The organism is Protaetiibacter sp. SSC-01 (assembly GCF_014483895.1).
Lineage (GTDB): Bacteria > Actinomycetota > Actinomycetes > Actinomycetales > Microbacteriaceae > Homoserinibacter.
In genome coordinates, this window is record NZ_CP059987.1 from 2,483,219 (window position 1) to 2,509,870 (window position 26,652).

Here is a 26,652-nt window from a genome sequence, read left to right on the forward strand (position 1 = left end):
ACGGCCCGACTCCTGCACAACGGGTTCGGCACGGGGAGCGGTGTCGACGCCCCCGCGCTCAGAACGCGGCGAGCGCCCCGCGGAGGATGCCGATCATGAGCGGCACGACGCCGAGCAGCACGAACGCGGGGAGGAAGCAGACCCCGAGCGGGGCGAGCAGGCGGGAGCCGAGCAGCGCCGCGCGGCGCAGCACGTCGGCGAGGGCGCGGCGTCGGGCACGAGCGGCCTCCGCGCGGAGGAGCGCCGCCGCCGGCACGCCGGCGCGAGCGGCGAAGTCGAGGGTCGCGCGGGCGTCGGCCACCGGCGCGTCGAGCCCGCAACGGGCGGCGGCGCGCTCGACCCGCCGCTGCGCGGCATCCGGAGCCGCCCCACCCGACATCGCGAGCGCGAGCAGCTCGTGCCCGAGGCCGGCGAGCGGATCGGTCACGCGCGCGGCCGCGACGAGCCGTCGGTTCCAGCGGATGCCGGCCGCGAGAGCGGCGGCACCGAGCGCCGCGGAGACCGCACCCGGCACCGTGCCGACGACGACCCCGACCGGGTCGGCACCGATGAGCAGCGCGAGAGCCACCCCGGCGAGCGGCAGCAGCGCGACGATGCGCGCCGTCGCGAGCGGGCCCGCGAGAGCGAGGTCGACCTGGCGATCCGCGTCGGCGAGTGCGCGGAGCGTCTCGGCGGCGCGTTCGAGCACGCCCGCAAGGGGTGCACCCGTCTCGGTCGCGACCGCCCAGCACACCGCGAGGTACCGCCAGCCGCGGCGCACCTCGTCCGTGGAGCCGCCCGTCGCGCTCACGATCGTCTCGGGCGCGTCGAGCGGGCTTCCGCGGGCGGCAGCGGCGGTGAGCTGCGGGGAGTCGTCGAGCAGCCGCAGTGCTGCCATCGGCTCGAGGCCCGCGGCGAGCAGCACGGCGAGGCGGTGCACGGCGTCGGCTGTCTCGTCGAGCGCCGCGCCCGGTTCCTCGCGCGCCGCACGGCCCGGCAGCGCGCGAGCCATGACCTCGAGGCCCGGCAACACGCGGCGCGCCGCGGTCACGACACCTCCGCGACGAGCCGTCCGTGCGACCCGAGCCGCAGCCGCCCCACCTCTGCGAGCACCCGCGCACCATCCGGGCCGCGGGCGACATGCAGCACGGCGTCGATCGCGCTGACCGCCTGGCGGGCGAGCGCGGCATCCGTCCACCCCGCGAGCGCTCCGAGCGCCTCCAACCGCGCGGGCACGTCGGCGAGCGAGTTGGCATGCAGGGTGCCCGCGCCGCCGTCGTGACCGGTGTTGAGAGCGGTGAGCAGCTCGCGCAGCTCGGCACCGCGGCACTCCCCCACCACGAGGCGGTCGGGCCGCATGCGCAGGGCCTCGCGCACGAGCCGCTCGAGGCCGACGGCACCCGCACCCTCGAGGTTGGGCTGTCGCGCCTCGAGGCGGATGACGTGCGGATGATCGACGCGCAGCTCGGCGACGTCCTCCACGAGCACGATGCGCTCGTGCGGACCCGCCGCAGCGAGGAGCGCGCCGAGCAGCGTCGTCTTGCCCGCGCCGGCCGCCCCGGTCACGAGCACATTGGCGCGCCGCGCCACAAGGGCCTCGACGGCCGCGCGCTCGACGCGCGCGAACATCCCCTCCGCCGCGAGCGCGCCGAGGTCGAAGCGCGCGATGCGCGGCAGCCGGATCGACAGCACCGCGGCATCCGGAGACACCGGCGGCAGCACCCCGTGCACGCGGATGCCGCCCCCGATGCGCACGTCGGTCGCCGGCGCGGCCTCGTCGAGGTGCCGCCCGCCCGCGGCGACGAGCCGTACCGCGAGCTCGCGGGCCTCCCCCGGTGGGATGCGGATGCGGGGCTCACGTCGCGCGCCCGCGCCGCGGTCGACCCACACCGAGCCGTCGGGGTTCACGAAGACGTCGGTCGCCGCCGGGTCGACGACGAAAGGCGCGAGCGGACCGAAGACGGCCGCGTCGGGGATCGCTCGTTCGCCGGGGTGCACCCCTCGAGGATGCGCCCGCGGAACCCCCCGCGAACGGGCCGGGCACGGCATCCGGGGACAGCGCGAGACCCCGCCCACGGAGGAGGAGGGGAACCCGGATCGGGCGACCGCTAAGGCGCCGGTTAAACGGAGGGGCGGCGCCCAGTTGGGGGGAAATGGGCGCCGCCACAGCAGTGCGACGAATGGGGGGAATCGGGGCACTGCGAAATCCGAGAGGTTACGCTCGGTGCCCCAGAGTCTACTGCATGGGTGCCCCATCGCAATGGGAAATTAAGGCCCCCTCGGGCCCCGCATCCGCTCGTCCTCACCGTCGCCACCGCTGACCGACGGCGGCACCTGCAACACGCGGACACGTCCCCTGCGCGTGGTTAGGATCGGGAGCGTTCACCGGAGAACCCGCGCGACTACCAGGCACGGTCGCGAATCGACACAAGGATGATGATGTCCCAGAACTCGATCGACAGCCTGCTCACCGAGACCCGCCGCTTCGCGCCGAGTCCCGAGTTCGCCGCGACCCGCGTCGCCGGCCCTGAGCTCTACAAAAACGCCGCCGCCGACCGGCTCGCCTACTGGGGCGACCGGGCGCGTGAGCTGCACTGGCACAAGCCCTTCGAGACCGTGCTCGACTGGAGCAATCCGCCCTTCGCGAAGTGGTTCGCCGACGGCAAGCTCAACGTCGCCTACAACTGCCTCGACCGCCACGTGCTCTCAGGGCTCGGCGACCGCGTCGCCATCCACTGGGAGGGCGAGCCGGGCGACAGCCGCAGCATCACCTACGCCGAGCTGACGGCCGAGGTGAAGCGCGCCGCGAACGCCCTCGCAGCTCTCGGCGTGACGCAGGGCGACCGCGTCGCCATCTACCTGCCGATGATCCCGGAGGCCGTGGTCGCGATGCTCGCGGTCGCGCGCCTCGGCGCCATCCACTCGGTCGTCTTCGGCGGCTTCAGCGCCGAGTCGCTGCGCGCCCGCATCGAGGACGCCGAGGCGAAGCTCGTCATCACCGCCGACGGCGGATACCGCAAGGGCAAGGTCTTCCCGCTCAAGGGCACCGTCGACCAGGCGCTCGAGGGCGAGACGACCGTCGAGCACGTCGTCGTCGTGAAGCGCGGCGGCAACGACGTCGAGTGGACCGAGGGGCGCGACCTCTGGTGGGACGAGGCCATGGCGGATGCCGACCTCGACCACGAGGCACAGGCCTTCGAGGCCGAGAACCCGCTCTTCATCCTCTACACCTCGGGCACCACGGGGAAGCCGAAGGGCATCCTGCACACGAGCGGCGGCTACCTCACCCAGGCGGCCGCGACGCACCACGACGTGTTCGACCTGCACCCCGAGTCGGACGTCTACTGGTGCACGGCCGACATCGGATGGGTCACGGGCCACAGCTACGTCGTCTACGGCCCGCTCGCGAACGGCGCCACGCAGCTCATGTACGAGGGCACCCCCGACACTCCGCACCCGGGCCGCTGGTGGGAGCTCATCCAGAAGTACGGCGTGACGATCCTCTACACGGCGCCCACCGCCATCCGCTCGTTCATGAAGACGGGCCGCCAGGTGCCGCAGCAGTTCGACCTGTCGAGCCTGCGGCTGCTCGGCTCGGTGGGCGAGCCCATCAACCCGGAGGCGTGGATCTGGTACCGCGACGTCATCGGCGGCGGCGAGACGCCCATCGTCGACACGTGGTGGCAGACCGAGACCGGGGCGATCATGATCTCGGCGCTGCCGGGCGTCACGACGCTCAAGCCGGGCAGTGCGCAGGTGCCGCAGCCGGGCATCACGATCGACATCCTCGCCGACGACGGCACGCGCGTGGACCCGCCGAACGGCGGGCTGCTGACGGTGCGCGAGCCGTGGCCGTCGATGCTGCGCGGCATCTGGGGCGACCCCGACCGCTTCGTGGAGACCTACTGGGAGAAGTTCCGCGACCACGGGTGGCGCTACTTCGCGGGCGACGGCGCGCACGTCGACGAGGACGGCGACATCTGGCTGCTCGGCCGCATCGACGACGTCATGAACGTGTCGGGTCACCGCCTGTCGACCACCGAGATCGAGTCGGCGCTCGTCGGCAACCCGATGGTCGCGGAGGCCGCCGTCGTGGGGGCCTCGGATGACACCACGGGTCAGGCGGTCGTCGCCTTCGTGATCGTCAAGCAGTCGCACCGCGACGAGCACACCGACGAGGAGTTCGTGCAGCTGCTCAAGGCTCACGTGGCCCAGGCGATCGGCGCGATCGCCCGCCCGCGCGACATCTTCCTCGTGACGGAGCTGCCGAAGACCCGCTCGGGCAAGATCATGCGCCGCCTGCTGCGGGATGCCGCGGAGGGCCGCCAGATCGGCGACACGACGACGCTCGCCGACACGATGGTCATGCAGACGATCAGCGACAAGATGCGCGCCCGCGCCGCGGGCACCGCGAGCTGACGCGGGCTGGTTTCGACACGCCGCTCCGCGGCTACTCAACCAGCGGGAGTTCGCAGAGCTGACGCGAGCGAAGAAGGGGGCGGCGCTTCCTCTCGAGACATTCCTGTCTCATGGATCGGGGAAGGCGCCGCCCCTTTCGAAGCGACCCGCGCAGACCTACGCGAACTCGAGCACCAGCTCCACCTCGACCGGCGCGTCGAGCGGCAGCACCGCGACGCCCACGGCCGAGCGGGCGTGCGTGCCGGCCTCGCCGAAGATCTCGCCGAGCAGCTCGGATGCGCCGTTGACGACGCCGGGCTGGCCCGTGAAGTCGGGAGCGGATGCGACGAAGCCGACGACCTTGACGACCTTCGTCACGCGGTCGAGCGAGCCGATGACGCTCTCGGCCGCGGCGAGCGCGTTGAGCGCGCAGACGCGAGCGAACTCCTTCGCCTCGTCGGCCCCGACCTCCGCGCCGACCTTGCCGGTCGCGGGCAGGACGCCGCCGATCATGGGCAGCTGGCCCGCCGTGTAGACGAGGTTGCCGCTGATCTGCGCCGGCACGTAGGCGGCGACGGGCGGGACGACGGGCGGCAGCGCGAGGCCCAGCTCGGCGAGACGGTCTTCGATGCTCATTCGGCACTCTCCTCGACGGGGCGCTTGAGGTAGGCGACGAGCCCGCCCTCGGGCCCCGTCACGATCTGGACGAGCTCCCACCCCTTCGCGCCCCAGGTGTTGAGGATGGCGGTCGTGTTGTGGATGAGCAACGGCGTGGTCACGTATTCCCAGGTCGGCACTTTTCGGGCTTCCGTTCAGGTATCGGGAAGGAGTTCTCCCGTACCCTGAACCCTATGCCCGCTCAAGGATCCTCGGCTAGGAGTCTGCTCGGCGCAGGGGCCGGCCTTCTCGGCTTCAGCGCCATCGCCGGCCTCCTGGTGACCGTCATGGTGGCCCCCGCCATCGCCGTCACCGGGATGACCGCGAACAACTCCATCTCCGTGTTCCAGGAGATGCCCGACTACATCACGATCGACAAGCAGCACGAGCGCAACACGATCGCCGTCCGCAACCCCGACGGCTCGCTCCTGCCGATCGCCACGTGGTTCGACCAGAACCGCGAGGAGGTCACGCTCGACCAGATCGACGAAGACCTCAAGTGGGCGGCCATCGACGGCGAGGACCGCCGCTTCTACGAGCACGGCGGCGTCGACATGCCGTCGCTCATCCGCGCCGCCGTCGGCCAGGCGACCAAGACGAGCTCCTCGGGCGCCTCGACCCTGACGATGCAGCTCGTTCGCAACATCCTCGTGCTCCGCGCGGTGAACAACACCGACTACACGGAGGAGCAGCGCACGGAGGCCATCGAGGCCGCGACCTACCCCGACCTGAACCGCAAGCTCCGCGAGATGAAGCTCGCGATCGGCATGGAGAAGAAGTACTCCAAGGACGAGATCCTCGCGGCGTATCTCAACATCGTCGGCATGGGCTCGAACACCTACGGTGTCGAGGCCGGCGCGCAGCGCTTCTTCGGCACCTCCGCGAAGGATGTGACGCCCGCCCAGGCGGCGAGCCTCATCGCGATCGTGCAGAACCCGGTCAAGAACACCCTCATCTACCCCGAGAACTACGAGCGCAACGAGAAGCGCCGCAACGTCATCCTCGGCTGGATGTACACGCAGGGCCACCTCGACAAGGCACAGTACGAGGAGGCGCTCGCGACCCCGGTCGACGAGACCACCGTCAGCTCGAACCCGCCGAAGTCCGGCTGCGCCGTCGCGGCCGTCGAGTACCGCCTCCCCTGCGACTACGCGCTCAAGAGCGTGCTCAACGGCGAGGTGCCCTCGCTCGGCAGCGACCGCGACGAGCAGATCAAGACCTGGCGCGAGGGCGGCCTCACGCTCGTGCTGTCGATCAACCCCGACACGCAGACGACGGCCACTCAGGTCGCGCAGCAGTACGCCCCGCCGGAGGAGTCGCGCTTCAAGCTCGGCGCGGCGCTCGCGAGCGTCCAGGTCGGCACAGGCCGCATCATCTCGATGGCGCAGAACAAGGTCTTCGACGACACCGGCACGGGTGACCCGGTGTCGACCTCCGCAGTCAACCTGACGGCCGACGCCTCCCACGGCGCCTCGAAGGGCTTCCAGCCCGGTTCGACGTACAAGCCCTATGTTCTGCTCGCGTTCCTCAACGCCGGTCACGGCCTCAACGAGACGTTCAACGCGAGCGTCCGCGACGTGCCGATGGCGAAGTTCCAGGACAGCTGCGGCGGCCCGTACGGCGGCCGGTTCAAGTTCCGCAACGACCAGAATGAATCCGGGCTCTACACCGTCACCCGCGGTACGGCCGGCTCCGTCAACTCGGTCTTCATCCAGATGGCGATGGAGGTAGACCAGTGCGACATCGCCAAGCTCGCCGCCTCGATCGGTGTGCACCGCGCCGACGGCAAGCGGGACGGCTCGGACCTGTCGACGCTTCCGGTGTGCTCGATCGGCGGTTGCGAGAACAACATCGCGCCGCTCACGCAGGCCGCCGCCTACGCCGCGATCTCCAACCACGGCGTGTACTGCGAGCCGATCATCGTCGACGACATCCTCGACGCGAACGGCGAGTCGCTCGGCGGCCAGGTGCCGGACTGCGGGCAGTCGCTCGTGACGCCGGCTGTCGCCGACACGGCGGCCTACGCGATGCAGTCCGTGATGGGCGGAACCGCCTCAGCGTCGAACCCCCGCGACGGCACCCCGTACATGGGCAAGACGGGTACGACCGACGCCGCCGTGCACACGTGGATGGTGGGCTCGTCGCCGCAGGTCGCGACCGCGGTCTGGGTGGGCAACATCGAGGGCGAGCAGAACCTGCGACGCATCTATGTGAACGGCGTGCAGGCATCCGTGCTCCGCCACAAGATCTTCCTCCCCTACGCGAAGAAGCTCGACACGTACTTCCCGGGGGGCGCGTTTGCGCAGCCCGATCCCGCTCTCCTCAAGGGCGTGCAGGTCAACGTGCCCGACGTGCTCGGCCTCACGCCAGAGCAGGCGAAGTCGGCGATCGAGCTCGCCAACCTCGCCTACGAGGACGGCGGCCAGATGGATTCCGATCTCCCGGTGGGCACTGTCGTCGGCACCGACCCGGGAGCGGGTTCGCAGGTGCCTAAGGGAACCGGGGTGCGCGTCTTCACGAGCAACGGTCAGGCGGCCACCGTGCCCGACGTGGTCTCCCCGAACCAGAACTACAACGACGCGAAGGACGACCTCCAAGCCGCGGGCTTCACGAACGTGACACAGGTCTGCGAAGAGGCGGAGCCAGGTGATCCGCCGGGCACCATGAACAACGTGGTCGCCCAGAACCCGGCAGCGGGATCCGTCGTGAACAAGGGCATCCAGGTGACGCTCACGGTCAGGAAGATGTCCTGCCCATGACGTCGGCGGGACGCGCGGTGGCCGGCGCGCTCGGAGCGACGGCCGCCGCGGGTCTCGCGGCGTTCGCGTGGGGCGCCCTCGTCGAGCGCAACCGCTTCACCGTGCGCCACGAGACCCTCGCGGTGCTCGAGCCGGACGCCCGACCGATCACGATCCTGCACCTGAGCGACCTGCACATGGCCCCGTGGCAGCGCGCAAAGCAGGACTTCATCCGCTCGCTCGCCGTCTACGAGCCCGACCTCGTCATCGACACCGGCGACAATCTCGGTCACGAGGACGGTCTCGCGGGCGTACGGCGCGCGCTCGACGTCTTCGAGGGTGCAGCGGGCGTCTTCGTGCACGGCTCGAACGACTACTACGGCCCCGTGCTCAAGAACCCCTTCGGCTATTTCTTCGAGGGCGCCCACGGCCGGGTCAAGAACGAGCCCGACCTCGACACGGCCTCCCTCGACTCCTACCTCGAGGGCGAGCTCGGCTGGTTCGACCTCAACAACGCCGTGCGCGCGATCGAGCTCAAGGGCACGCGCATCGAGCTCATCGGAACGGGCGACGCGCACCGCGGCTGGGACCGCCTCGGCGAGCTGCCCGGCATGGTCGAGCGGATGCGCGAGGAGGTCGAGTGGTCGACCCCGGAGCCGCGCCAGGTGCTCACGATCGCCGCGACCCACGCGCCGTACCGCCGCGTGCTCGACGCGTTCGCGAGCCAGGGCGCCGACATCGTCTTCGCGGGGCACACCCACGGCGGTCAGGTGCGCATCCCAGGCCGGCCGGCGCTCGTCACGAACTGCGACATCCCGCGCGAGCAGGCGCAGGGCCTCTCGGTGTGGCGTGCCGGTGCCCAGTCCTCGTTCCTGGAGGTGTCGGCGGGGCTCGGCACGTCGATCTACGCGCCCGTGCGCTTCGCGTGCCCGCCCGAGGCGATCGTGATGACCCTCACGCCCGTGAAGGTGGACTGACCGGCGCGCGAAATCGGCTATCCTTGACAGGTTGCCTCTGGCAGCACCGGGGTATGGCGCAGCTTGGTAGCGCGCGTCGTTCGGGACGACGAGGCCGCAGGTTCAAATCCTGTTACCCCGACCACAACGAAAAGGGCCGCCTTCGGGCGGCCCTTTCGCATGTCACGTGAAGTCGGCGTCCGGCTCCGTGCCGTAGCTGAACTCGAGCTTGGGCCGCCAGCCGCGGTTGAGCACACCACCCGACTCCTCGAGGTAGCACGCGCCGCACAGCGACTCGTAGGTGACCGACTCGCCGTCGATCGCGACCTGGTCGCCGTCGAACACGAAGCGCTCGCCGACCTTGCGCCCGTTGAATACGGCCTTGCGGCCGCAACGGCAGATCGTCTTGAGCTCCTCGAGGGAGTGGGCGATCTCGAGCAAGCGCCGGCTGCCGGGGAACGCGACCGTCTGGAAGTCGGTGCGGATGCCGTAGGCGAGCACGGGGATGTTCTGCTCGATCGCGACCCGCAGCAGGTCGTCGACCTGCTGCTCGGTGAGGAACTGGGCCTCGTCGATGAGGAGGCAGCTGATGTCGCGGCCGCGGACCTCGACGGCGCGGGCGCGCTCGCGCTGGAAGCGGGCGAGCAGATCCTCGGCCGGCGCGACGGTGAAGTCGACGGGCCGCACGACGCCGAGGCGCGACACGATCGCGTCATCGCCCTTCGAGTCGATGGCGGGCTTCGCGAGCAGCACCTCGTGTCCGCGCTCCTCGTAGTTGTATGCCGCTTGCAGGAGCGCCGTGCTCTTGCCGGAGTTCATCGCCCCATAACGGAAGTACAGCTTCGCCACTACTCGAGGTATCCGTCCTCCGCCGCACGGCGGATCAGCTCTGCCTTCTTGCCCGCCGGCCGACCGGCCTTCGCGTACTTCTCGCGCACGCGCCGCAGATAGGTCTTCGCGGTCTCGTACTGCACGTTCATGCGCTCGGCGACGGCGGCCGTGCTGTGGCCGGAGACGTAGAGCTTGAACGCCTCCTCCTCGCCGGGGCTGAGCTTCGGCTTGAGCTGCTGGAGGGGTGCGGACGCGGTGGCGCGCTCGACCTCCTCGTCCTCCGGCGGGTCCATGCCCATGACGCGGCGGGCTGCCGCCATGACGTTCGCCATCGGCAGCGACTTGGAGAGGAACTCGCTCGCGCCCGCGGCGAAGGCGCGGTCGCGGGCCTCGCGGGTGTCGAGGCTCGAGAGCACGATGACCTTGGCGCCGGCGGCGCGGCACGTGCGCACGCGCGCCTCGATCGAGATCGGCTCCTTGAGCTGGAAGTCGATGAACACGAGGTCGGTCGGGAAGGCGGGGCTCTGCACGAGCTCCAGCCAGTTCGCCGCGCCGAGCACGACGTCGAAGTCGGGCGCGTGGCGCTCGATCCAGGTACTCAGCGTGTCGAGCAGCACCTCATGGTCGTCGAGGATCGCGAGACGCACGACCGCACCCCCGGTCTCTCCGCGCGCGGGGGCAGCACTGAGCGTCGGGTTCATGCGATGAGCCTACCGCCGCCGATGTCCCAATCACGGGGGGAAGCGTCCTGAATCGTGTCCCGAATCCGTCAGAACAGAGTGGGTTGGAGCGCCGCGGCGGCCGCAGGGCTCAGCTCGGATGCGAGCGCTCCCACCCCGGCAGACCCACGGGGCCGCGTCGCGGGGATCCCCGTGGACGGGTCGAGCCGCGGGCGGTCGAGCCCGTACCGCCGGATGAGCGGGCGGATGCGCGCCGCGAGCTGCGCGCGGTACTCCTTCGGCGCGTAGGCCCCCGCGCCGTAGAGCGCGCGATACCGGGGCACGAGTTCGGGGTGGGTGCGGGCGAGCCACGCGGCGAACCACTCCTTGGCGCCCGGCCGCAGATGGAGCGCACTGTAGGCGACGCTCGTGGCCCCGGCATCCGCTATCCGCTCGAGCGCGAGCTCGAGGTGCTCGCGCGAATCGGCGAGATACGGCAGCACGGGCATGAGGAAGACGGCGCACGGGAGCCCCGCCTCGCGCACAGCCTTGACGGTCGCGAGCCGGGCAGCCGTGGTGGGGGCGCCCGGTTCGATCGCGTGCTGCAGCTCGTCGTCGTAGATGGCGATCGACATCGCCGTCTCGACGGGCACGCGCTCGGCCGCGGCCTGCAGCAACGGGATGTCGCGCCGCAGCAGCGTGCCCTTGGTGAGGATGCTGAAGGGGGTGTCGGCGGCGGCGAGCGCCGCGATGATGCCCGGCATGAGCCGGTAGCGGCCCTCCGCCCGCTGGTACGGGTCGGTGTTGGTGCCGAGCGCGACGTTCGGACGCTCCCAGCTGGGCCGCCGCAGCTCCTTCTCGAGCACCTCGACGACGTTCACCTTGACGACGATCTGGGTGTCGAAGTCACGGCCCGCGTCGAGGTCGAGGTAGGTGTGCGTCTGGCGGGCGAAGCAGAAGACGCACTGGTGGCTGCAGCCTCGGTAGGGGTTGATGGTCCAGCCGAAGGGGAGGGCCTTGGACGCGCCCGGCACGTGGTTGAGGGCCGACTTGGCGAGCACCTCGTGGAAGGTGAGCCCGGCGAACTCGGGCGTCTGCACGGAGCGCACGAGGTTGTTGAGGCGGGCGAGTCCGGGCAGCGCGTCGTCGCGTTCCACGCCCAGCTCCTGCCCGCTCCACCTCATCCAGACATTCGAACATGCATTCGAAGATGCGTCAAGCGGATGCGGCGCGCCCCTCGCGGCCGTCGACCGCATCCACGCTCCGATCCTCCCTCACGCGGCCGCGAGGGCGAGCTCCTGGCCGTCCCACCGCCGCCGCAACCACCTGTCGTGACTGGCCACGACGACCGCCCCGGGGTAGCCGCCGAGGGCCTCCTCGAGCTCGGATGCGAGGGCGAGCGAGAGGTGGTTGGTGGGCTCGTCGAGCAGGAACACGTGGGGCGGCCGCGCGACGATGAGCGCGAGCGCCGTGCGCCGCTGCTGGCCGATCGAGAGGCGCCCGACGGGGCGATCGAGCTCGCGCTCGGGGAGCAGGCCGAGCGCCGAGAGCGGCAGCTCCTCCGCCCGACGCTCCCCCATCGCGCGCTCGTACAGCTCGCGCGGGGTGCGCGCCGCATCCGCCCACCGCACGTCCTGGTCGAGCACGGCGATGCGCAGGCCCTTGCGGCGCGTGATGCGACCCGCGTCGGGCGCGATGCGTCCCGCGAGCACGCCGAGGAGTGTCGACTTGCCCGCGCCGTTCGGGCCCGTGACGAGCAGGCGCGCATCCGGGGCGACCTCGAGGTCGCCGACGGCCAGGCGCCCGTCGACGCGCGCGCCCTCGAGCGTGACGAGCGGCTCGGCGCCGTCGAGCAGGTGCGAGCCCCGCGGGATGCCCGCGAAGCTCAGAAGCGCGGGCGGCTCGCCCACGCGACCCTCGCGCAAGGTGTCGAGGCGCACGGCGGCGTTCCGGATGCGGCGCGCCACCTGCCGTTCGCGCCCGGCCGCCTTGATGTTCCAGCCGAACTTCTCGTTGTCGGGACGCACGCGGGTCGACGCCATCGCGCGCTCGGTCGTCGTGACCGTGACCTCGAGCCGGGCCTGCTCGCGCTCCTCGTCGACGAAGCGCGCCTCCCATCGGGCGCGCTCGGCGGCCTTCGCCGCGAGGTAGTCGCTGTAGCCGCCGCCGTAGCGCGTCACGCCCCCGGACGCCGCCGGGTCGATGTCGACGAGCCCCGTCGCCACCTCGTCGAGGAATGCGCGGTCGTGGCTCGCGAACAGCACGGGCCCGCGCCACGCGCGCAGCCGCTCCGCGAGGAAGGCGACGGCCGCGTCGTCGAGGTGGTTGGTGGGCTCGTCGAGCAGGAGCGCGTCCGGCCGGGCCAACAGCAGCGCCGCGAGGGCGACGCGGCTGCGCTGCCCGCCGGACACCTCGCCGACGCGACGGTCGAGCGGGAGGTGGCCGACACCGAGCCCGTCGAGCAGCTCGTCGCGCCGGGCGTCGAGCGTCCAGAGCTCGGCCGCATCCGCCGCCTCGAGAAGCTCGGCGTAGCGGTCCGCTGCCGCAGGGTCGCCGGATGCGAGCGCCTCGCCCGCCGCCTCGAGCTCGGCCTCGAGCGCCCGCACGGCGCCGAGTCCCTCTTCGAGGATCGCGGTGAGCGGCGCATCCGGTGCTGTGCGCACCTCCTGCCGCAGCAGAGCGGATGCGGCGGGACGCTCGACGCGGCCGGCATCCGGTTCCCGCTCGCCCGCGAGCACGGCGAGCAGTGTCGACTTGCCGGCGCCGTTCTCGCCGAGCAGGCCGATGCGCTGCCCGGGGCTCACGGTCAGGGACAGGTCGGCGAACACGCGGCGGTCGCCGAAGGAGACGCCGATGCCGTCGGCGCGCACAACAGGGGAAGGGGTGAATGGGGATCGCAAAGGAAGCCGTCCGATCGCTCGACCCTCGAGAGGAGGGGAGACGAACCCCGCCGGGCGGATGCCGCGGGCGCGGGGATGGATCGGAGCTACAGCTTCACGGGGAGCGACGTTACGTCACCGCTCCCCGCGCGTCAAGCGCTCGCGCACCATCCGCTGCACTGTTCTGCGCCGCGCGGCAGTCATCACTGGCGCGCGGCGCCAAACGCTGCAGCGTTTGGGGGAAAGAAACGTCAGACGGCCAGGCCGAGGACCTTCGCCGTGTCCTTGAGCTCCTTGGCGGCCTTCTTGGGCGTGTCGGAGAGGAGCGTGCCGTAGGAGGGGATCATCTCCTCGAGGCGCGGCTCCCAGCCCGTCATGCGCTCGGGGAAGCACCTCTTCAGCACGTCGAGCATGATCGGCACGGCCGTCGAGGCGCCCGGCGAGGCGCCCAGCAGGCCCGCGATCGAGCCGTCTCCGCCCGACACGACCTCCGTGCCGAACTGGATGACGGCCTTGCCGTCGGGGCCCTTCTTCATGATCTGCACGCGCTGACCGGCCGTGATGAGATACCAGTCCTTCTGCTCGGCTTTCGGCGCGAACTGCTGCAGCGCCTCCTGGCGCTTCTTGCGCGTCGCGAGCAGCTCGGTGACGAGGTACCACACGAGGTCGAGGTTCTTGAGACCGGCGCCGATCATCGTGCCGAGGTTGTGCCAGCGGATCGACGCGAACAGGTCGAACCACGAGCCGTTCTTGAGGAACTTGGGCGTCCACCCGGCGTACGGCCCGAACAGCAGGCTCGCCTGGCCGTCGACGACGCGCGTGTCGAGGTGCGGCACCGACATGGGCGGGGCGCCGACCGACGCCTTGCCGTAGACCTTGCCCTGGTGCTTGGCGACGATCTCGGGGTTGTCGGTGCGCAGGAACTCGCCGCTGATGGGGAAGCCGCCGTAGCCGCGGATCTCCTTGATGCCCGACTTCTGCAGCAGGTGCAGTGCCGCGCCGCCCGCGCCGACGAAAACGAAGCGCGCCGTGAGCTCGAAGGGCGTGCCGCCGACCTCGTGGCGACCGGATACGCGCCACGTGCCGTCCTTGAGGCGCTTGAGGCCCGTGACCCGACGCTCGGTGCGCAGCGTCGCGCCGTTCTCGACGAGGCCGTCGAGGAGGTGCTCGGTGAGTGCACCGAAGTCGACGTCGGAGCCGCCGACGATGCGCGTCGCCGCGATGGGCTCGCTCTTCTTGCGACCCGGGATGAGCAGCGGGGCCCACTCCCGGATGACGCGCGCGTCTTCCGTGTACTCGAGGCCCGGGAAGAGGGGGTGGTCCTTGAGCGCCTCGTAGCGCTTGCGGAGGTACTCGACGTTCTTCTCGCCCCACACGAAGCTGAGGTGCGGAACCGGGTTGATGAAGCGCGTGGGCTCCGGCAGCATCCCCTTCGAGATCAGGTACGACCAGTACTGGCGCGACACCTGGAACTGCTCGTTCACCTTGACGGCCTGGGTGATGTCGATCTGCCCGTTCTTCTCGGGCGTGTAGTTGAGCTCGCACAGCGCCGAGTGCCCCGTGCCCGCGTTGTTCCACGGGTTGGAGCTCTCCTGAGCGACCTCCGGCAGGGCTTCGAGGATGGTGATCGACCACTCGGGCTCGAGCTGCTGGAGCAGCGAGCCGAGCGTGGCGCTCATCACCCCGCCGCCGATGAGGACGACGTCGACGGGTTCAGACACGCCTTACATCCTACGTGTGCCCCACACGGCCTCCGACCGGCCGAAAGTCCTACGGGAGTCGCGCGATACCCCCGCCCACGAGCCCAAGGCCCGCGGCGGCGAGTCCGATCGTGAGCGATCCAGCGCCGATCCACAGCAGCGCCATGGCTCGTCCGGGGCGCTGGGGGTCCGTCCCGAGCACGGAGAGGAAGAAGCCCGCGGGCATGAGGAGCGCGGCGACGGGGATGCCGAAGCGGCCCACGAGGTCGAGGGCGAGCGGCAGCTCCACGGTGTCGAGGAGCGGGATGACGGCGACGCTCAGCAGGAGCAGCACGGCCGCGTGGCCATGGCCCGCGCGGAAGAAGTTCTTCTGCAGGGCGTTCGCGGGGATGGCGCCGCGATGCACGCGCGTGAGGAACCATCCGCCCGACTCGACGGTGATGAGGCTCAGAAGGAGGGCGCCGAGCAGGATGGTGGTCCATGGTTGGATTGTCATGGTATCCAATATTAGATACTGGAACTATCCAATACAAGGGGTGATCGCGTGCTGATCTCCGAGCTGTCCGCCCGCACGGGCGCGAGCGTGCCGACGCTCAAGTTCTACCTGCGCGAGGGGCTGCTCCACCCCGGCGAGAGCCTGTCGCAGACCCGCTCGGCGTACGACGAGACGCACGTGCGACGCGTGGGCGTCATCCGGGCCCTCACTGAGACTGTGGGACTCAGCGTGCAGCAGGCGCGCGGCGTGCTCGCCGTCGTCGACGAGCCGGGGCCCGACCTGTACGCCGCCTATGGCCGGGCGCTCGGTCACCTGCCGCCCGCGGTCCCGGCGGCCGACGACTACCCGCGCGCCCGCGCCGTCATCGAGCGACTGGGGTGGGCGTACGAGCCGGAACACGTCGCGACGCGCCAGCTCGAACAGGCGCTCGCGGCCGCCGAGGCCGTGGGCGTGCCGCTCGACGACGAGCGCCTCGCGGCCTACGGGCCCCACGTGCACGCCATCGCCGAGCACGACCTCGCGCGCGTGCCGCGGGAACCGGATGCGGCGATCGCCTACGCCGTGCTCGGAACCGCCGCGCACGAGCCCGTGCTCGCGGCCCTCCGCCGGCTCGCGCACCAGGACATCGCGGCGCGCGGCGCCGCCGGTTGACTGCCGCGCTTCCTCTTGCTCACGCTCAGCGCGATTGCGGCGCCGCCTTCACGCTGGTTGAGTGCCGCGCGCCGCGCCGCGGGCGCGACGCACGGCGTATCGAAACCCGACGGACGGAGGACGTGCGGAGGTAGCGCATCCCTTGGCCCGCTGTTGATACGCGGGTGCGAGGGTTTCGATACGCGTCGTGCGCTCCGCGCGCGGCGCTACTCAACCAACGGGATGGGGACGACCCCGTGCTTCACCGCTGCCATCGGGCAATGCCGCTCGCGCGCGCGACTTCACCGCTGGTTGAGTGCCGCGCGCCGCGCCCGTAGGGGGCGACGCACGGCGTATCGAAACCCGACGGACGGATGACGTGCGGAGGGATCGCATCCCTTGGCCCGCACTTGATACGCGGTGCGAGGGTTTCGATACGCGTCGCGCGCTCCGCGCGCGGCGCTACTCAACCAACGGATAAGGGGTGCCCAGCGGCACCGCTGCCATCGGGCAATGCCGCTCGCGCGCGCGAGTTCACCGCTGGTTGAGTGCCGCGCGCCGCGCCGCGGGCGCGACGCACGGCGTATCGAAACCCGAGGTACGGATGACGTGCGGAGGGATCGCATCCCGTGACCCGCACTTGATACGCGGTGCGAGGGTTTCGATACGCGTCGCGCGCTCCGCGCGCGGCGCTACTCAACCAACGGATAAGGGGTGCCCAGCGGCACCGCTGCCATCGGGCAATGCCGCTCGCGCGCGCGACTTCACCGCTGGTTGAGTGCCGCGCGCCGCGCCGCGCCGCGGGCGCGACGCACGGCGTATCGAAACCCGAGGGACGGATGACGTGCGGAGGGATCGCATCCCGTGACCCGCACTTGATACGCGGGTGCGAGGGTTTCGATACGCGTCGTGCGCTTCGCGCGCGGCGCTACTCAACCAACGGATGGGGCTGGCCGCTCAACCGGCGGTGGCGCACAGCGCGAGGCGCTCGAACGTCAGGCGGTGGTCGCCGACGCGAGCCGCGCCGCCGCGAGCTCCGCGATCTGCACCGCGTTGAGCGCGGCTCCCTTGCGCAGGTTGTCGTTCGAGATGAAGAGCGCGAGTCCCTTGCCGTCGGGCACCGACTGGTCCTGGCGGATGCGGCCCACGAAGCTCGGGTCGGCGCCGGCCGCCTCGAGCGGGTTGGGCACGTCGGCGAGCTGCACGCCGGGCGCGTCGGCGAGGAGCTTGCGCGCGCGCTGCGGGGTGATGGGCTCGCGGAAGGTCGCGTTGATCGAGAGGGAGTGGCCCGTGAAGACGGGGACGCGCACGCACGTGCCCGAGACGAGCAGCTCGGGCAGCTCGAGGATCTTGCGCGACTCGTTGCGCAGCTTCTTCTCCTCGTCGGTCTCCTCGAGGCCGTCGTCGACGATCGAGCCGGCGAGCGGCACGACGTTGAAGGCGATGTTGCGCGGGAACTTGGCCGGCGCGGGCAGCTCGACGGCGCCGCCGTCGTGCACGAGACCCATCGCATCCTGAGCCACCGCCGCCGTGGCCTGCTCGAGCAGCTCCTCGCCGCCCGCGAGGCCGGCGCCCGAGACCGCCTGGTAGGTCGAGACGACGAGGCGCTCGAGACCGGCCTCCGCGTCGAGCACCTTGAGCACGGGCATCGCTGCCATCGTCGTGCAGTTGGGGTTCGCGACGATGCCCTTGACGGCCTCGTCGAGCGCGTGCGGGTTCACCTCGGAGACGACGAGCGGCACCTCGGGGTCCATGCGCCAGGCGCTCGAGTTGTCGATGACGAGCACGCCCGCCGCGGCGAAGCGCGGGGCCTGCACCTTCGACATGGTGGCGCCCGCGGAGAAGATCGCGACATCGAGCCCGGTCGGGTCGGCCGTGGCGGCATCCTCGACGACGATGTCCTCGCCCTTGAAGGGGAGCGTCGTGCCCGCGCTGCGCTCGGACGCGAAGAAGCGGATCTCGGCGATCGGGAAGTCGCGCTCCACGAGGAGGCGGCGCACGACGGCGCCGACCTGGCCGGTGGCGCCCACGACGCCGAGACGGATGCCCTGGTTGTTGCTCACCGGGTCATCGTACCGGCGCCCCCGCTGTGTTTCCGGCGGACGACGGCCAGGGTTCGACGAGATCCGGTCACCCTCCTCGTCTGCCCCAGTTCCGGGATCCAGGGCGGCGGCATCCGAACCTGGGAGGACGGATGACGCCCGCGCCCGATAATCTGACCTCAAACCACCCGAAGGAGTGATTCGTGGGCTTCATCAAGGCATTCAGCGGCGCGATCGGCGGCATGTTCGCCGACCAGTGGATCGACTTCTACACCATCCCCAACGTGCAGCCCACGGCGGCGCTGTTCCCGGCGGTGAAGAAGGAGACCAACGCGGGTCGCGGCTCCAACACCAAGGGCTCCGAGCACATCATCTCGAACGGCTCGAAGATCGTCGTGCCCGAGGGCTACGGCCTCATCACGATGCAGGACGGCGAGATCACGGGTCTCATCGCCGAGGCCGGCGGCTACACCTGGCAGTCCGACGACGTGAACAGCCAGTCGATCTTCGCGGGCGACGGGTTCCTCAGCCCTCTCATCAAGCAGAGCTGGGAGCGCTTCAAGCGGGGCGGCATCCCCGGATCGCAGCAGGCCGCGTTCTACGTGAGCCTCAAGGAGCTGCCGAACAACCGCTTCGGCACGCAGAGCGAGATCTACTGGGATGACGCATGGCTCGGCACGCAGGTCGGCGCACTGACGCGCGGCTCGTACACCCTGCGCATCGTCGACCCGATCCTCTTCGTCAAGAACTTCGTGCCCGCCACGTACCTCACGGGCGCCCAGGTCTTCGACTTCACCGACATGAACAACGACGCGGCGACGCAGCTGTTCAACGAGGTGGTCTCGGCGCTCGCCCCGGCGTTCTCGAAGTACACCAACGACCCGAGCCGCACGCGCATCACCCAGATCCAGTCCGACTCGCTCGGCTTCGCGAAGAGCCTCGCCGAGGCCGTCGAGGAGGGCTACGACTGGAAGGCCAACCGCGGCCTCGAGATCGTCTCGACCGCGATCGTCTCGATCGAGTACGACGCCGACACGACCGAGCTGCTGTCGAAGGTCAAGCGCGCCGACGCGCTCTCGGGTGCCCGCGGCAACTCGAACCTGCAGGCCTCGGTCGCGCAGGGCATCGAGTCGGCGGGCGCCGAGGGCGGCGGAGCCGGCATCCTCGGCGTCGGCATGGCGGCCGGATCGCTCGGCGGGCTCGCCGGCCTCCAGCAGCCCGTCGCCCCCGCAGCGCCGGCCGCGTCGGCCGCTCCCGCCGCGGACGACCCGGTGGCGAAGCTCACGCAGGCGAAGCAGATGCTCGACGCGGGCCTCATCACGCAGGAGGACTACGACGCCCTCAAGGCCAAGGTCCTCGGCAGCTAAGGACTCCGCACGGCGATGAGCGACCCGACCACCACGCCTCAGCCGCCTGTGCCGCCGGTCGACCCGGCGGCGCAGGCCGCTGCGCCCGACGCAGCCCCGGCATCCGCTGCTTCCGCTGCCCCGGCCACCCCCGCCGTGCCGCCGGAGCTGCAGGAGGCGCTCGCCGACGACCGCCCGATCGACACGTCCAACGCGAAGGGCGACGGCCTCACGAAGTGCCCGCGCTGCGGCTCGGCCGAGATCGGACCGGTGCCGGGCAGCGACAACCTGCGCTGCGCGTTCTGCCGCTTCGAGTGGGTCGCCGCGAACTTCATGCAGAGCGTCGGCTTCGACTCCCCCATCGAGCACCTCGAAGGCATCGTCGTCACGACGGGCGTGAGCGACATCGACCGCGACGCGTCGAACATCATCACGCTCAAGTGTCAGGGCTGCGGCGCCGAGGTGGTCATCAACACCGAGAGCCAGCTGCAGTCGCGGTGCCACTGGTGCCGGCAGGTGCTCTCGCAGCAGACGCAGATCCCGAACGGCGCAGTACCGGATGCCGTGCTCCCGTTCCGCCTGACGCACGAGCAGGCGGTCGAGCAGGTGCGCAAGTTCGCCAACAAGCGCCGCCTCTTCGCCCACAAGCGCTTCAAGGCGGAGTTCACGCCCGAGAACGTCGTCGGCGTCTACATGCCCTACCTGCTCGTCGACGGCAACGCGCACGCCGACGTCGCGGGCTTCGGCGAGATCAAGACCCGCCAGTACCAGCGCGGCTCCGACAACAACAAGACGACGTACTACGACGCCGACGTGTACCGCGTGGCCCGCAGCTTCGACTTCACCGTCGACGACCTCACGATCGAGTCGTCGTCGTCACGCGCCGACCACGACACGAAGCGCAACACCAACAACGTCATCAACACGATCCTGCCGTTCGACACCAAGAACGCGGTCAAGTACGACGCCAACTACATGGGCAGCTACACCTCGGAGAAACGCGACCTCAACGTCGACGCCGTCATGCCCGTCGCGCAGCACCAGATGCTCAGCATCGCCCGCCAGAAGGCCACCGACGCGACCACGTACGACCGCGGCGTCCGCTGGGAGAGCGAGGCGCTCGAACTCAAGGGCACCCGCTGGGTGTCGGTGCTGCTGCCCGTGTGGCTCTACTCGTACTACGAGAAGAAGCCGAATGGCAACGAGTTCCTGCACTACATCGCCGTCAACGGGCGCACCGGCGAGACGATGGGCAGCATCCCCGTGAGCGTGCCCAAGCTGCTGCTCGCCTCCTTCACCGTCGGCACCGTGCTCGAGGCCTTCGCGGTCTGGGTGCTCTGGAACTTCTAGGGGGAACGGATGCTCGAGCTCACGATCGCCATCATCACCGCCGAGAGCGACTGGCCCGGCTGGCTGCTCGCCCTCGGCCCCGTCGGCGCGTCCGCGTTCTACGGCGCCATGTGGATGGCGTACCGCAACACCGACAAGAGCCACTCGTTCGAGCGCGAGACCGAGGTCGTCGTCTCGAACCTCACGGGCGAGGACGTCAAGGTCGGCGAGAACAACGGCACGACGAAGCGCTGGATCCAGGGGCGCAACGACGACAAGCCGCGTCAGCGGCTCTGACTCTTCTGGCGCCGCGCCGGTCAGCCGGCGTCGCCCGCGTCGTCGGGCTGCGGGTCACCCTGTGTGAGCTCGTCGTCGCCGACGTCTCCCTCGGCCTGCGACGGCTTGTCGGCGGGGGTCGTTCCGCTCATGATTCCCTCCCGGGGGTCGTGTCGTACGACCCAGTGAACGCGCGAGCGCGCGTCACCGCACCGGCCTTGCCGTCGGCGGGGAGGAGGGGTACGGTTACCGCCCTCCGGCGCCGAGACGGCGCCGGGAACCGGGTGCGCGAAGGCCAGAAATGGCCTTCGCCTTTAGCGCCCTCCGGCGCCGAGACGGCGCCGGGAACCGGGTGCGCGAAGGCCAGAAATGGCCTTCGCCTTTAGCGCCCGGTTCCTGCATACACCACGGCCTCGGTGTCGCCGTCGAGGCCGAACGCCGTGTGCACGACGCGCATCGCGTCGGGCAGGGTGTCGGCGCGCGTGACGACCGAGATGCGGATCTCGGAGGTGGAGATCATCTCGATGTTGATGCCCGCATCCGAAAGCGCCCGGAACAGCAGAGCCGAGACGCCCGAGCTCGTGCGCATACCGGCGCCCACGACGGCGAGCTTGCCGATCTGGTCGTCGTACTGCAGCGACTGGAAGCCCGTCTCCTGCTGCTCGGCGCGCAGAGCCGTGAGCACCTTCTCGCCCTCCGCCTTCGGGAGGGTGAACGAGATGTCGGTGAGACCCGTGGCGGCGGCCGACACGTTCTGCACGATCATGTCGATGTTGGCGCCGGTCTTCGCGACGATGGTGAAGATCTCCGCGGCCTTGCCGGGCACGTCGGGGACGCCCACGACGGTGATCTTGGCCTCGCTGAGGTCGCCGGCGACGCCCGTGATGATGGGCTCTTCCACGGTTTCTCCCTCCACCTGGTTGACGACCCAGGTGCCTTCGTTGTTGTTGAACGACGAGCGCACGTGCAGCGTCACGCCGTGCCGGCGCGCGTACTCCACCGCCCGGATGTACAGGACCTTCGCGCCCGCTGCCGCGAGCTCGAGCATCTCCTCGCTCGTGACGCGGTCGAGCTTGTGTGCCTTCGGCACGACGCGCGGGTCGGCGGTGAAGACGCCGTCGACGTCGGTGTAGATCTCGCAGACATCCGCGCCGAGCGCGGCGGCGAGAGCGACGGCGGTCGTGTCGGAGCCGCCACGGCCGAGCGTCGTGATGTCGCGGCTGTCGCGGTTGAAGCCCTGGAAGCCCGCGACGATCGCGATGGCACCCTCGTCGAGCGCCTCACGCACGCGACCCGGAGTGACGTCGACGATGCGCGCGGCGCCGTGCTGCGCATCCGTGATCATGCCCGCCTGGCTGCCCGTGTAGGAGCGCGCCTCGTAGCCCATGTCGCGGATCGCCATCGCGAGCAGCGCCATCGAGATGCGCTCGCCCGTCGTGAGCAGCATGTCCATCTCGCGCGCGTCGGGGATGGGAGAGACCTGGTGGGCGAGGTCGATGAGCTCGTCGGTCGTGTCACCCATCGCGGAGACGGCGACGACGACCTCGTTGCCGGCCTTGCGGGTCTCGACGATGCGCTTCGCGACCCGCTTGATGCTCTCGGCGTCGGCGACGCTCGAGCCGCCGAACTTCTGGACGATGAGGGACACGGGGAGCGACTCCTGGGGTGGGGAACGAAGGAAATCCTACCGAGCCCCGGATGCCGCTCCGCGCACGGGGGATCGACCGCCCGAGCGGCGACCCCTCGGACGGGGGCTTTCGACTGGGACATGAGCCTCCGTCACAATGACGTCGCCCCCGACGAAAGGACCCCGCGTGCCCGCACAGCTGATGCGGGGTCCGGCAGGTGCGGCCGGCGTCGATGGCGAAGACGGTCGGGACGGCAAGGCCGGGGCCGACGGCGCCCAGGGAGCCGACGGGCGGAATGGCGCCGACGAGGAGGACGGCGCGGACGGAGCCGATGGCGTCGACGGCCGCGACGGGACGGCAAGGACGCCCAGCGGTACGTCCAGGGGTTCTACTGGCTCGCACCCCGGTACCAGGCGATCGGCGCCGACTCCACGGCCCCTCTCCTCCAGGGCGTCGGCGCGGGCACCTCCGGCACGGGGAATCTGTTCAGGATCGCGCAGGACTCCCGACTGGTGTTCACGGCCCGCCACTCCGGCACCTATCTCGTGTCGTACTCGCTCGTCGCGCCCGCGACGGGGCCGTCAGCCCTCGTGCAGACCGGTGCCCTCAAGAACGACAGCACCCTTGTCCCCGGCAGTATCGGGGCCCTGTACACCGGCACCGGCTCGCAGACGACCGCGAGCTTCTACATCCACCTCGACTCCGGTGAGACGATCGATTTCGTCGGCGACACCACGACGCCCTCGCTGTTCAACTACATCCCGAGCGTCAACTTCCAGCTGATCGCGTTCGACGACGGGGTCGTGTACTGCGCCGAAGACTGGATCTGCCAGACCCCGCCGGCCTAGACGGCATCCGCCCGGGGCCGCTCTCGGCGCCGGAAGGCGAGGAACGCCGCGACCGTGAGCGAGTTCACGACGACCGCGACGACGTTCCACAGCACGACCGAGGTGGACCCGATGAACGCCCCGTAGACGACCCAGAGGATCTGGAAGCTGCCGGTGATCGCCGCCATGCGCGGGTTCATGCCGCGACTGGATCGGCGTCTCAGCATGGTGACGAGGTCGGGCAGCGCGGCGAACGTGGTGCCCGCCCCCGCGACGAGTCCGATGACGGTGACGGCGTCCATGTGACATCCCGGAGGCCGGCGGGGCTAGTCGACGACGCGACGCCCCTCGAAGGCCCGCCCGAGCGTGACCTCGTCTGCGTATTCCAGGTCTCCACCGACCGGCAGGCCGGATGCGAGGCGCGAGACCGTGAGCCCGGGCTGCACGAGCAGGCGCGTGAGGTAGGTGGCGGTCGCCTCGCCCTCGAGGTTCGGGTCGGTCGCGATGATGACCTCGGTGACCTCTGTGGAGGCGAGACGCTTGAGGAGCTGCGGGATGCGGAGGTCGTCCGGACCGATGCCGTCGATGGGGCTGATGGCGCCGCCGAGCACGTGGTAGAGCCCCCGGAACTCGCGCGTGCGCTCGATCGCCACGACATCCTTCGCCTCTTCGACGACGCAGATGACGGCGGCGTTGCGGCGCGGGTCGCGGCAGATGGCGCACGTCTCCTGCTCGGAGACGTTGCCGCAGATCTGGCAGAACTTGACCTTCTCGCGCACGACCGTGAGGATCTCGGCCAGCCGTGTGGTGTCGAAGCTCTCGGTCTGCAGGATGTGGAACGCGATGCGCTGGGCCGACTTCGGGCCGATGCCGGGGAGCTTGCCGAGCTCGTCGATGAGGTCCTGGACGATTCCCTCGTACACGGGCTACGCCTCGCTGTCGCGGTCGGCGGACACGGATGCTGCTCCGGCCGGGCCGGGCTCCTCGACGAGGCGCACGGGGCGGTCGCGGGGGTTCAGCTGCACCTCTTCGATGAAGCTCGCCTTGAGCACCTCCCGCACGACGGCCTCGCCGTAGCGGCCGGGGCGGTTGGGGTTGCTCGAGGCGCGCTGCTGCGCGGGCCTCTGGGCCTGCGCGGGCTTGCCGGGCTTCTCGGGCTGGTCGGCGCGGGCGGGCGCCGCCTGTGCGGACCCCGCGGCACGCACGGGCGCGGGGCGCTCGTCGGGCTGCGGGTAGGGCGGCTCGTCGTCCGGTGGCGGAGGCTCCTCGTCGGCCGGTGGCGGTGCGTCGTCGTCGCTCGGCGCGGACGCCGGCGCTGAGCCCGGGATGGGCGTGACGTTCCAGCCCGTCGCGGCGGGCGCGGGAGCGGATGCGGGGCTCGGGGCGGATGCGGGACGCTGCGCGGCCGGGCGCGCCACCTCGGGTGCGGATGCCGTGGGAGCGGATGCGGCCGGGCTCGCGACCGCGGGGGCGCCGCCCTCGACGCGCGCGATGAACTTCACGCGGACGCCGAGCACCTGCACGATCGCCTGGCGGAGGTGCTCGCTGACGCTCTCGCCCGCGCCCTGCGACTGGCGGAAGCTCTGCACGTCGTTGTCGCTCGGGAAGGTGAGCGTGAGCACCTCGTTGGCGCCGTCGTAGGCGCGCGGCGTCGACGTGTAGACGACCATCCACGAGCCGCGCTTGATGCCCTGCACGATCTCGAGGATCTCGGGCCACGCGTCGCGGAGCTGCTGGAGGGTCACGGGGGCCGCGGGGTCCCGGGGGGCGCGGGACGGCTTGGTGGGCTCAGGGTCTGCGGGGGCGGTGGTCTCGATCGCCGTATCGAGCTGGTCGAGACGACGCGTGCCGCCGTCGGCGACGCGCTCCTCGACCATCTGGGTGGAGGTGGGGGCCGGGGGCTCGGCGACGTGGGTTGCGGCTGCGGCAGCCGTGGCCACCGAGAGCTCGGGGGCCTCGTCCTTCGTGGCGGGCGCCGGGGTCGACGCGGCGGGGGCCGACGGCGCGGGCGCGGATGCGGCGGGGCGCGCGGAGGGTGCGGGGGCCGCGGCTGCGGGGGCGGCATCCGCTCCCTCGATGCCGATGCGGCGCTCGAGACGCTCGACGCGGGCGAGGGTGCCGCGCTCGGTGTCGTCGGACGACGGCACGAGCAGGCGCGCGGCCATGAGCTCGAGGTGGAGGCGCGGCGAGGTGGCGCCCGTCATCTCGGTGAGCGAGGAGTTGACGACGTCGGCGGCGCGCGACAGCTCGACGGGACCGTACGCGGCGGCCTGGTGCTGCATCCGCTCGATCTCGTCGGCGGGCACGCCGCGCAGCACGGCACCCGCCTGGTCGCGGGTGGCGGCGACGACGATGAGGTCGCGCAGGCGCTCGAGCAGGTCTTCCACGAAGCGGCGCGGGTCTTGCCCCGTCTGGATGACGCGGTCGACGCCCGCGAACACGCCCTGCGCGTCGCGCGCCGCGAGCGCGTCGACGATCTCGTCGAGCAGGGCGCCGTGCGTGTAGCCGAGCAGGGCGACCGCGCGCTCGTAGCGGACGAGGTTGCCCTCGGAGCCTGCAATGAGCTGATCGAGCAGCGAGAGGGTGTCGCGCACCGAGCCGCCGCCCGCGCGCACGACGAGGGGCAGCACGCCGCCCTCGACCTCGATGCCCTCCTCGCCGCACAGGTGCTGCAGGTAGTCGAGCATCTGGGCGGGCGGCACGAGCCGGAACGGGTAGTGATGGGTGCGGGAGCGGATGGTGCCGATGACCTTCTCGGGCTCGGTCGTCGCGAAGATGAACTTCACGTGCTCCGGCGGCTCCTCGACGAGCTTGAGCAGGGCGTTGAAGCCCTGCGGCGTGACCATGTGGGCCTCGTCGAGGATGAAGATCTTGTAGCGGTCGCGCGCGGGGGCGAAGGCGGCGCGGTCGCGCAGGTCGCGGGCGTCGTCGACGCCGTTGTGGCTCGCGGCGTCGATCTCGATGACGTCGAGCGAACCGCCGCCGTCGCGGGCGAGCTCGACGCAGCTCGCGCACTTCCCGCAGGGGGTGTCGGTGGGGCCCTCGGCGCAGTTGAGGCAGCGGGCCAGGATGCGCGCGCTCGTCGTCTTGCCGCATCCGCGGGGGCCGGAGAAGAGGTACGCATGCCCGACGCGGTCGGTGCGGAGGGCGGTGCGGAGCGGATCGGTCACCTGCGTCTGCCCGATCAGCTCGGCGAACGTCTCCGGGCGATAGCGACGGTAGAGGGCGGTGACCACGCGTCAAGAGTAGTCGGCGCGACCGACCCTGACCGGGCCCCCGCT

The 26,652-nt window shown here is 70.9% G+C and carries 22 protein-coding genes, 1 tRNA gene and 2 pseudogenes; 10 read left to right on the forward strand and 15 right to left on the reverse strand.

Annotation, left to right across the window (positions count from 1 at the left end; translation table 11 throughout):
- Window positions 1-58: 58 nt before the first annotated feature.
- Together H4J02_RS11715 and H4J02_RS11720 are read right to left on the reverse strand one after the other, a co-directional pair.
- Entirely contained in the window at window positions 59-1,030 is a 972-nt protein-coding gene (locus H4J02_RS11715) for a type II secretion system F family protein (RefSeq protein WP_187674745.1), read from the reverse strand.
- The gene (locus H4J02_RS11720; RefSeq protein ID WP_262406069.1) at window positions 1,027-1,977 is read right to left on the reverse strand and encodes a TadA family conjugal transfer-associated ATPase; all 951 of its coding nucleotides are present in this window, start codon (window positions 1,975-1,977) and stop codon (window positions 1,027-1,029) included. Before H4J02_RS11720 ends, H4J02_RS11715 begins: the two co-directional genes overlap by 4 nt.
- A gap of 441 nt (window positions 1,978-2,418) precedes the next feature.
- On the opposite strand from H4J02_RS11720, the gene acs reads away from it, so the two are divergent.
- Window positions 2,419-4,398 (forward strand): acetate--CoA ligase, encoded by a 1,980-nt coding sequence (gene acs, locus H4J02_RS11725; RefSeq protein WP_397420134.1) that lies wholly within the window; start codon window positions 2,419-2,421, stop codon window positions 4,396-4,398.
- 156 nt (window positions 4,399-4,554) lie between these two features.
- On the opposite strand, the gene H4J02_RS11730 is transcribed toward acs, so the two are convergent.
- Together H4J02_RS11730 and H4J02_RS11735 are read right to left on the reverse strand one after the other, a co-directional pair.
- A complete protein-coding gene (locus H4J02_RS11730) occupies window positions 4,555-5,013 on the reverse strand; it encodes a RidA family protein (protein ID WP_187674748.1) in 459 nt (152 codons plus the stop codon).
- Window positions 5,010-5,174 (reverse strand): DUF4177 domain-containing protein, encoded by a 165-nt coding sequence (locus tag H4J02_RS11735; protein WP_222942177.1) that lies wholly within the window; start codon window positions 5,172-5,174, stop codon window positions 5,010-5,012. The genes H4J02_RS11730 and H4J02_RS11735 overlap by 4 nt, the downstream gene beginning before the upstream one ends.
- 54 nt (window positions 5,175-5,228) lie before the next feature.
- Here H4J02_RS11735 and H4J02_RS11740 point away from each other — a divergent pair, with 54 nt between their 5' ends.
- The 3 genes from H4J02_RS11740 (at window position 5,229) to H4J02_RS11750 (ending at window position 8,873) form a co-directional block, all read left to right on the forward strand.
- Window positions 5,229-7,793, forward strand: a complete 2,565-nt coding sequence (locus H4J02_RS11740; protein ID WP_187674749.1) for a transglycosylase domain-containing protein — start codon at window positions 5,229-5,231, stop codon at window positions 7,791-7,793.
- Window positions 7,790-8,749: a metallophosphoesterase gene (locus H4J02_RS11745; protein ID WP_187674750.1), complete on the forward strand. Its 960-nt coding sequence runs from the start codon at window positions 7,790-7,792 to the stop codon at window positions 8,747-8,749. The genes H4J02_RS11740 and H4J02_RS11745 overlap by 4 nt, the downstream gene beginning before the upstream one ends.
- A 47-nt stretch (window positions 8,750-8,796) precedes the next feature.
- A tRNA-Pro gene (locus H4J02_RS11750) sits at window positions 8,797-8,873 on the forward strand.
- Window positions 8,874-8,911: 38 nt separating this feature from the next.
- On the opposite strand, the gene H4J02_RS11755 is transcribed toward H4J02_RS11750, so the two are convergent.
- The 6 genes from H4J02_RS11755 to H4J02_RS11780 form a co-directional block, all read right to left on the reverse strand.
- Window positions 8,912-9,577, reverse strand: coding sequence for a thymidine kinase (locus H4J02_RS11755; protein ID WP_187674751.1), 666 nt, complete (start codon window positions 9,575-9,577; stop codon window positions 8,912-8,914).
- Window positions 9,577-10,260 (reverse strand): response regulator, encoded by a 684-nt coding sequence (locus H4J02_RS11760; RefSeq protein ID WP_187674752.1) that lies wholly within the window; start codon window positions 10,258-10,260, stop codon window positions 9,577-9,579. Before H4J02_RS11760 ends, H4J02_RS11755 begins: the two co-directional genes overlap by 1 nt.
- A 68-nt stretch (window positions 10,261-10,328) precedes the next feature.
- Entirely contained in the window at window positions 10,329-11,402 is a 1,074-nt protein-coding gene (locus H4J02_RS11765) for an Rv2578c family radical SAM protein (protein ID WP_187674753.1), read from the reverse strand.
- Window positions 11,403-11,492: 90 nt separating this feature from the next.
- Window positions 11,493-13,088, reverse strand: coding sequence for an ABC-F family ATP-binding cassette domain-containing protein (locus tag H4J02_RS11770; protein WP_187674754.1), 1,596 nt, complete (start codon window positions 13,086-13,088; stop codon window positions 11,493-11,495).
- A gap of 260 nt (window positions 13,089-13,348) precedes the next feature.
- Window positions 13,349-14,776, reverse strand: coding sequence for a malate dehydrogenase (quinone) (gene mqo / locus H4J02_RS11775; RefSeq protein WP_397420163.1), 1,428 nt, complete (start codon window positions 14,774-14,776; stop codon window positions 13,349-13,351).
- A 91-nt stretch (window positions 14,777-14,867) separates the two neighbouring features.
- Window positions 14,868-15,293: a hypothetical protein gene (locus H4J02_RS11780; RefSeq protein ID WP_187674756.1), complete on the reverse strand. Its 426-nt coding sequence runs from the start codon at window positions 15,291-15,293 to the stop codon at window positions 14,868-14,870.
- A 48-nt stretch (window positions 15,294-15,341) separates the two neighbouring features.
- On the opposite strand from H4J02_RS11780, the gene H4J02_RS11785 reads away from it, so the two are divergent.
- Complete coding sequence (locus tag H4J02_RS11785) at window positions 15,342-15,944, forward strand: MerR family transcriptional regulator (protein ID WP_187674757.1); 603 nt, start codon at window positions 15,342-15,344, stop codon at window positions 15,942-15,944.
- Window positions 15,945-16,918: 974 nt separating this feature from the next.
- On the opposite strand, the gene H4J02_RS11790 is transcribed toward H4J02_RS11785, so the two are convergent.
- Window positions 16,919-17,986, reverse strand: coding sequence for an aspartate-semialdehyde dehydrogenase (locus tag H4J02_RS11790; RefSeq protein ID WP_187674758.1), 1,068 nt, complete (start codon window positions 17,984-17,986; stop codon window positions 16,919-16,921).
- A 182-nt stretch (window positions 17,987-18,168) separates the two neighbouring features.
- Here H4J02_RS11790 and H4J02_RS11795 point away from each other — a divergent pair, with 182 nt between their 5' ends.
- From H4J02_RS11795 to H4J02_RS11805, 3 genes are read left to right on the forward strand one after another with little or no spacing between them, the layout of a single operon-like run.
- Window positions 18,169-19,332: an SHOCT domain-containing protein gene (locus tag H4J02_RS11795; protein WP_187674759.1), complete on the forward strand. Its 1,164-nt coding sequence runs from the start codon at window positions 18,169-18,171 to the stop codon at window positions 19,330-19,332.
- 15 nt (window positions 19,333-19,347) lie between these two features.
- Window positions 19,348-20,661, forward strand: coding sequence for a TFIIB-type zinc ribbon-containing protein (locus H4J02_RS11800; RefSeq protein WP_187674760.1), 1,314 nt, complete (start codon window positions 19,348-19,350; stop codon window positions 20,659-20,661).
- Between the two features lie 9 nt (window positions 20,662-20,670).
- Complete coding sequence (locus H4J02_RS11805; RefSeq protein WP_187674761.1) at window positions 20,671-20,937, forward strand: hypothetical protein; 267 nt, start codon at window positions 20,671-20,673, stop codon at window positions 20,935-20,937.
- A 361-nt stretch (window positions 20,938-21,298) separates the two neighbouring features.
- Here the strand turns inward: H4J02_RS11805 and H4J02_RS11810 are convergent, their stop codons facing one another.
- The gene (locus tag H4J02_RS11810; protein WP_187674762.1) at window positions 21,299-22,564 is read right to left on the reverse strand and encodes an aspartate kinase; all 1,266 of its coding nucleotides are present in this window, start codon (window positions 22,562-22,564) and stop codon (window positions 21,299-21,301) included.
- Between the two features lie 492 nt (window positions 22,565-23,056).
- Here H4J02_RS11810 and H4J02_RS11815 point away from each other — a divergent pair, with 492 nt between their 5' ends.
- A complete protein-coding gene (locus tag H4J02_RS11815) occupies window positions 23,057-23,392 on the forward strand; it encodes a hypothetical protein (protein ID WP_187674763.1) in 336 nt (111 codons plus the stop codon).
- On the opposite strand, the gene H4J02_RS11820 is transcribed toward H4J02_RS11815, so the two are convergent.
- A complete protein-coding gene (locus tag H4J02_RS11820; RefSeq protein ID WP_187674764.1) occupies window positions 23,389-23,673 on the reverse strand; it encodes a SemiSWEET family transporter in 285 nt (94 codons plus the stop codon). The genes H4J02_RS11815 and H4J02_RS11820 overlap by 4 nt on opposite strands.
- A 24-nt stretch (window positions 23,674-23,697) precedes the next feature.
- Window positions 23,698-24,294, reverse strand: coding sequence for a recombination mediator RecR (recR, locus tag H4J02_RS11825; protein WP_187674765.1), 597 nt, complete (start codon window positions 24,292-24,294; stop codon window positions 23,698-23,700).
- A gap of 763 nt (window positions 24,295-25,057) precedes the next feature.
- Between recR and H4J02_RS14125 the strand changes: the two are divergent.
- Window positions 25,058-25,411, forward strand: a pseudogene (locus H4J02_RS14125) (hypothetical protein); the annotation flags it as partial.
- Here H4J02_RS14125 and H4J02_RS14130 read toward each other — a convergent pair.
- Window positions 25,309-26,607: pseudogene (locus H4J02_RS14130) on the reverse strand (DNA polymerase III subunit gamma and tau); the annotation flags it as partial. The pseudogenes H4J02_RS14125 and H4J02_RS14130 overlap by 103 nt on opposite strands.
- Window positions 26,608-26,652 lie beyond the last annotated feature (45 nt).

Coding starts and splice junctions, on each gene's coding strand:
- acs (WP_397420134.1), top strand. CDS start 2,419: ATGTCCCAGAACTCGATCGACAGCCTGCTCACCGAGACCCGCCGCTTC.
- H4J02_RS11730 (WP_187674748.1), bottom strand. CDS start 5,013: ATGAGCATCGAAGACCGTCTCGCCGAGCTGGGCCTCGCGCTGCCGCCC.
- H4J02_RS11740 (WP_187674749.1), top strand. CDS start 5,229: ATGCCCGCTCAAGGATCCTCGGCTAGGAGTCTGCTCGGCGCAGGGGCC.
- H4J02_RS11745 (WP_187674750.1), top strand. CDS start 7,790: ATGACGTCGGCGGGACGCGCGGTGGCCGGCGCGCTCGGAGCGACGGCC.
- H4J02_RS11760 (WP_187674752.1), bottom strand. CDS start 10,260: ATGAACCCGACGCTCAGTGCTGCCCCCGCGCGCGGAGAGACCGGGGGT.
- H4J02_RS11765 (WP_187674753.1), bottom strand. CDS start 11,402: ATGAGGTGGAGCGGGCAGGAGCTGGGCGTGGAACGCGACGACGCGCTG.
- mqo (WP_397420163.1), bottom strand. CDS start 14,776: ATGAGCGCCACGCTCGGCTCGCTGCTCCAGCAGCTCGAGCCCGAGTGG.
- H4J02_RS11780 (WP_187674756.1), bottom strand. CDS start 15,293: ATGACAATCCAACCATGGACCACCATCCTGCTCGGCGCCCTCCTTCTG.
- H4J02_RS11800 (WP_187674760.1), top strand. CDS start 19,348: ATGAGCGACCCGACCACCACGCCTCAGCCGCCTGTGCCGCCGGTCGAC.
- H4J02_RS11805 (WP_187674761.1), top strand. CDS start 20,671: ATGCTCGAGCTCACGATCGCCATCATCACCGCCGAGAGCGACTGGCCC.
- H4J02_RS11820 (WP_187674764.1), bottom strand. CDS start 23,673: ATGGACGCCGTCACCGTCATCGGACTCGTCGCGGGGGCGGGCACCACG.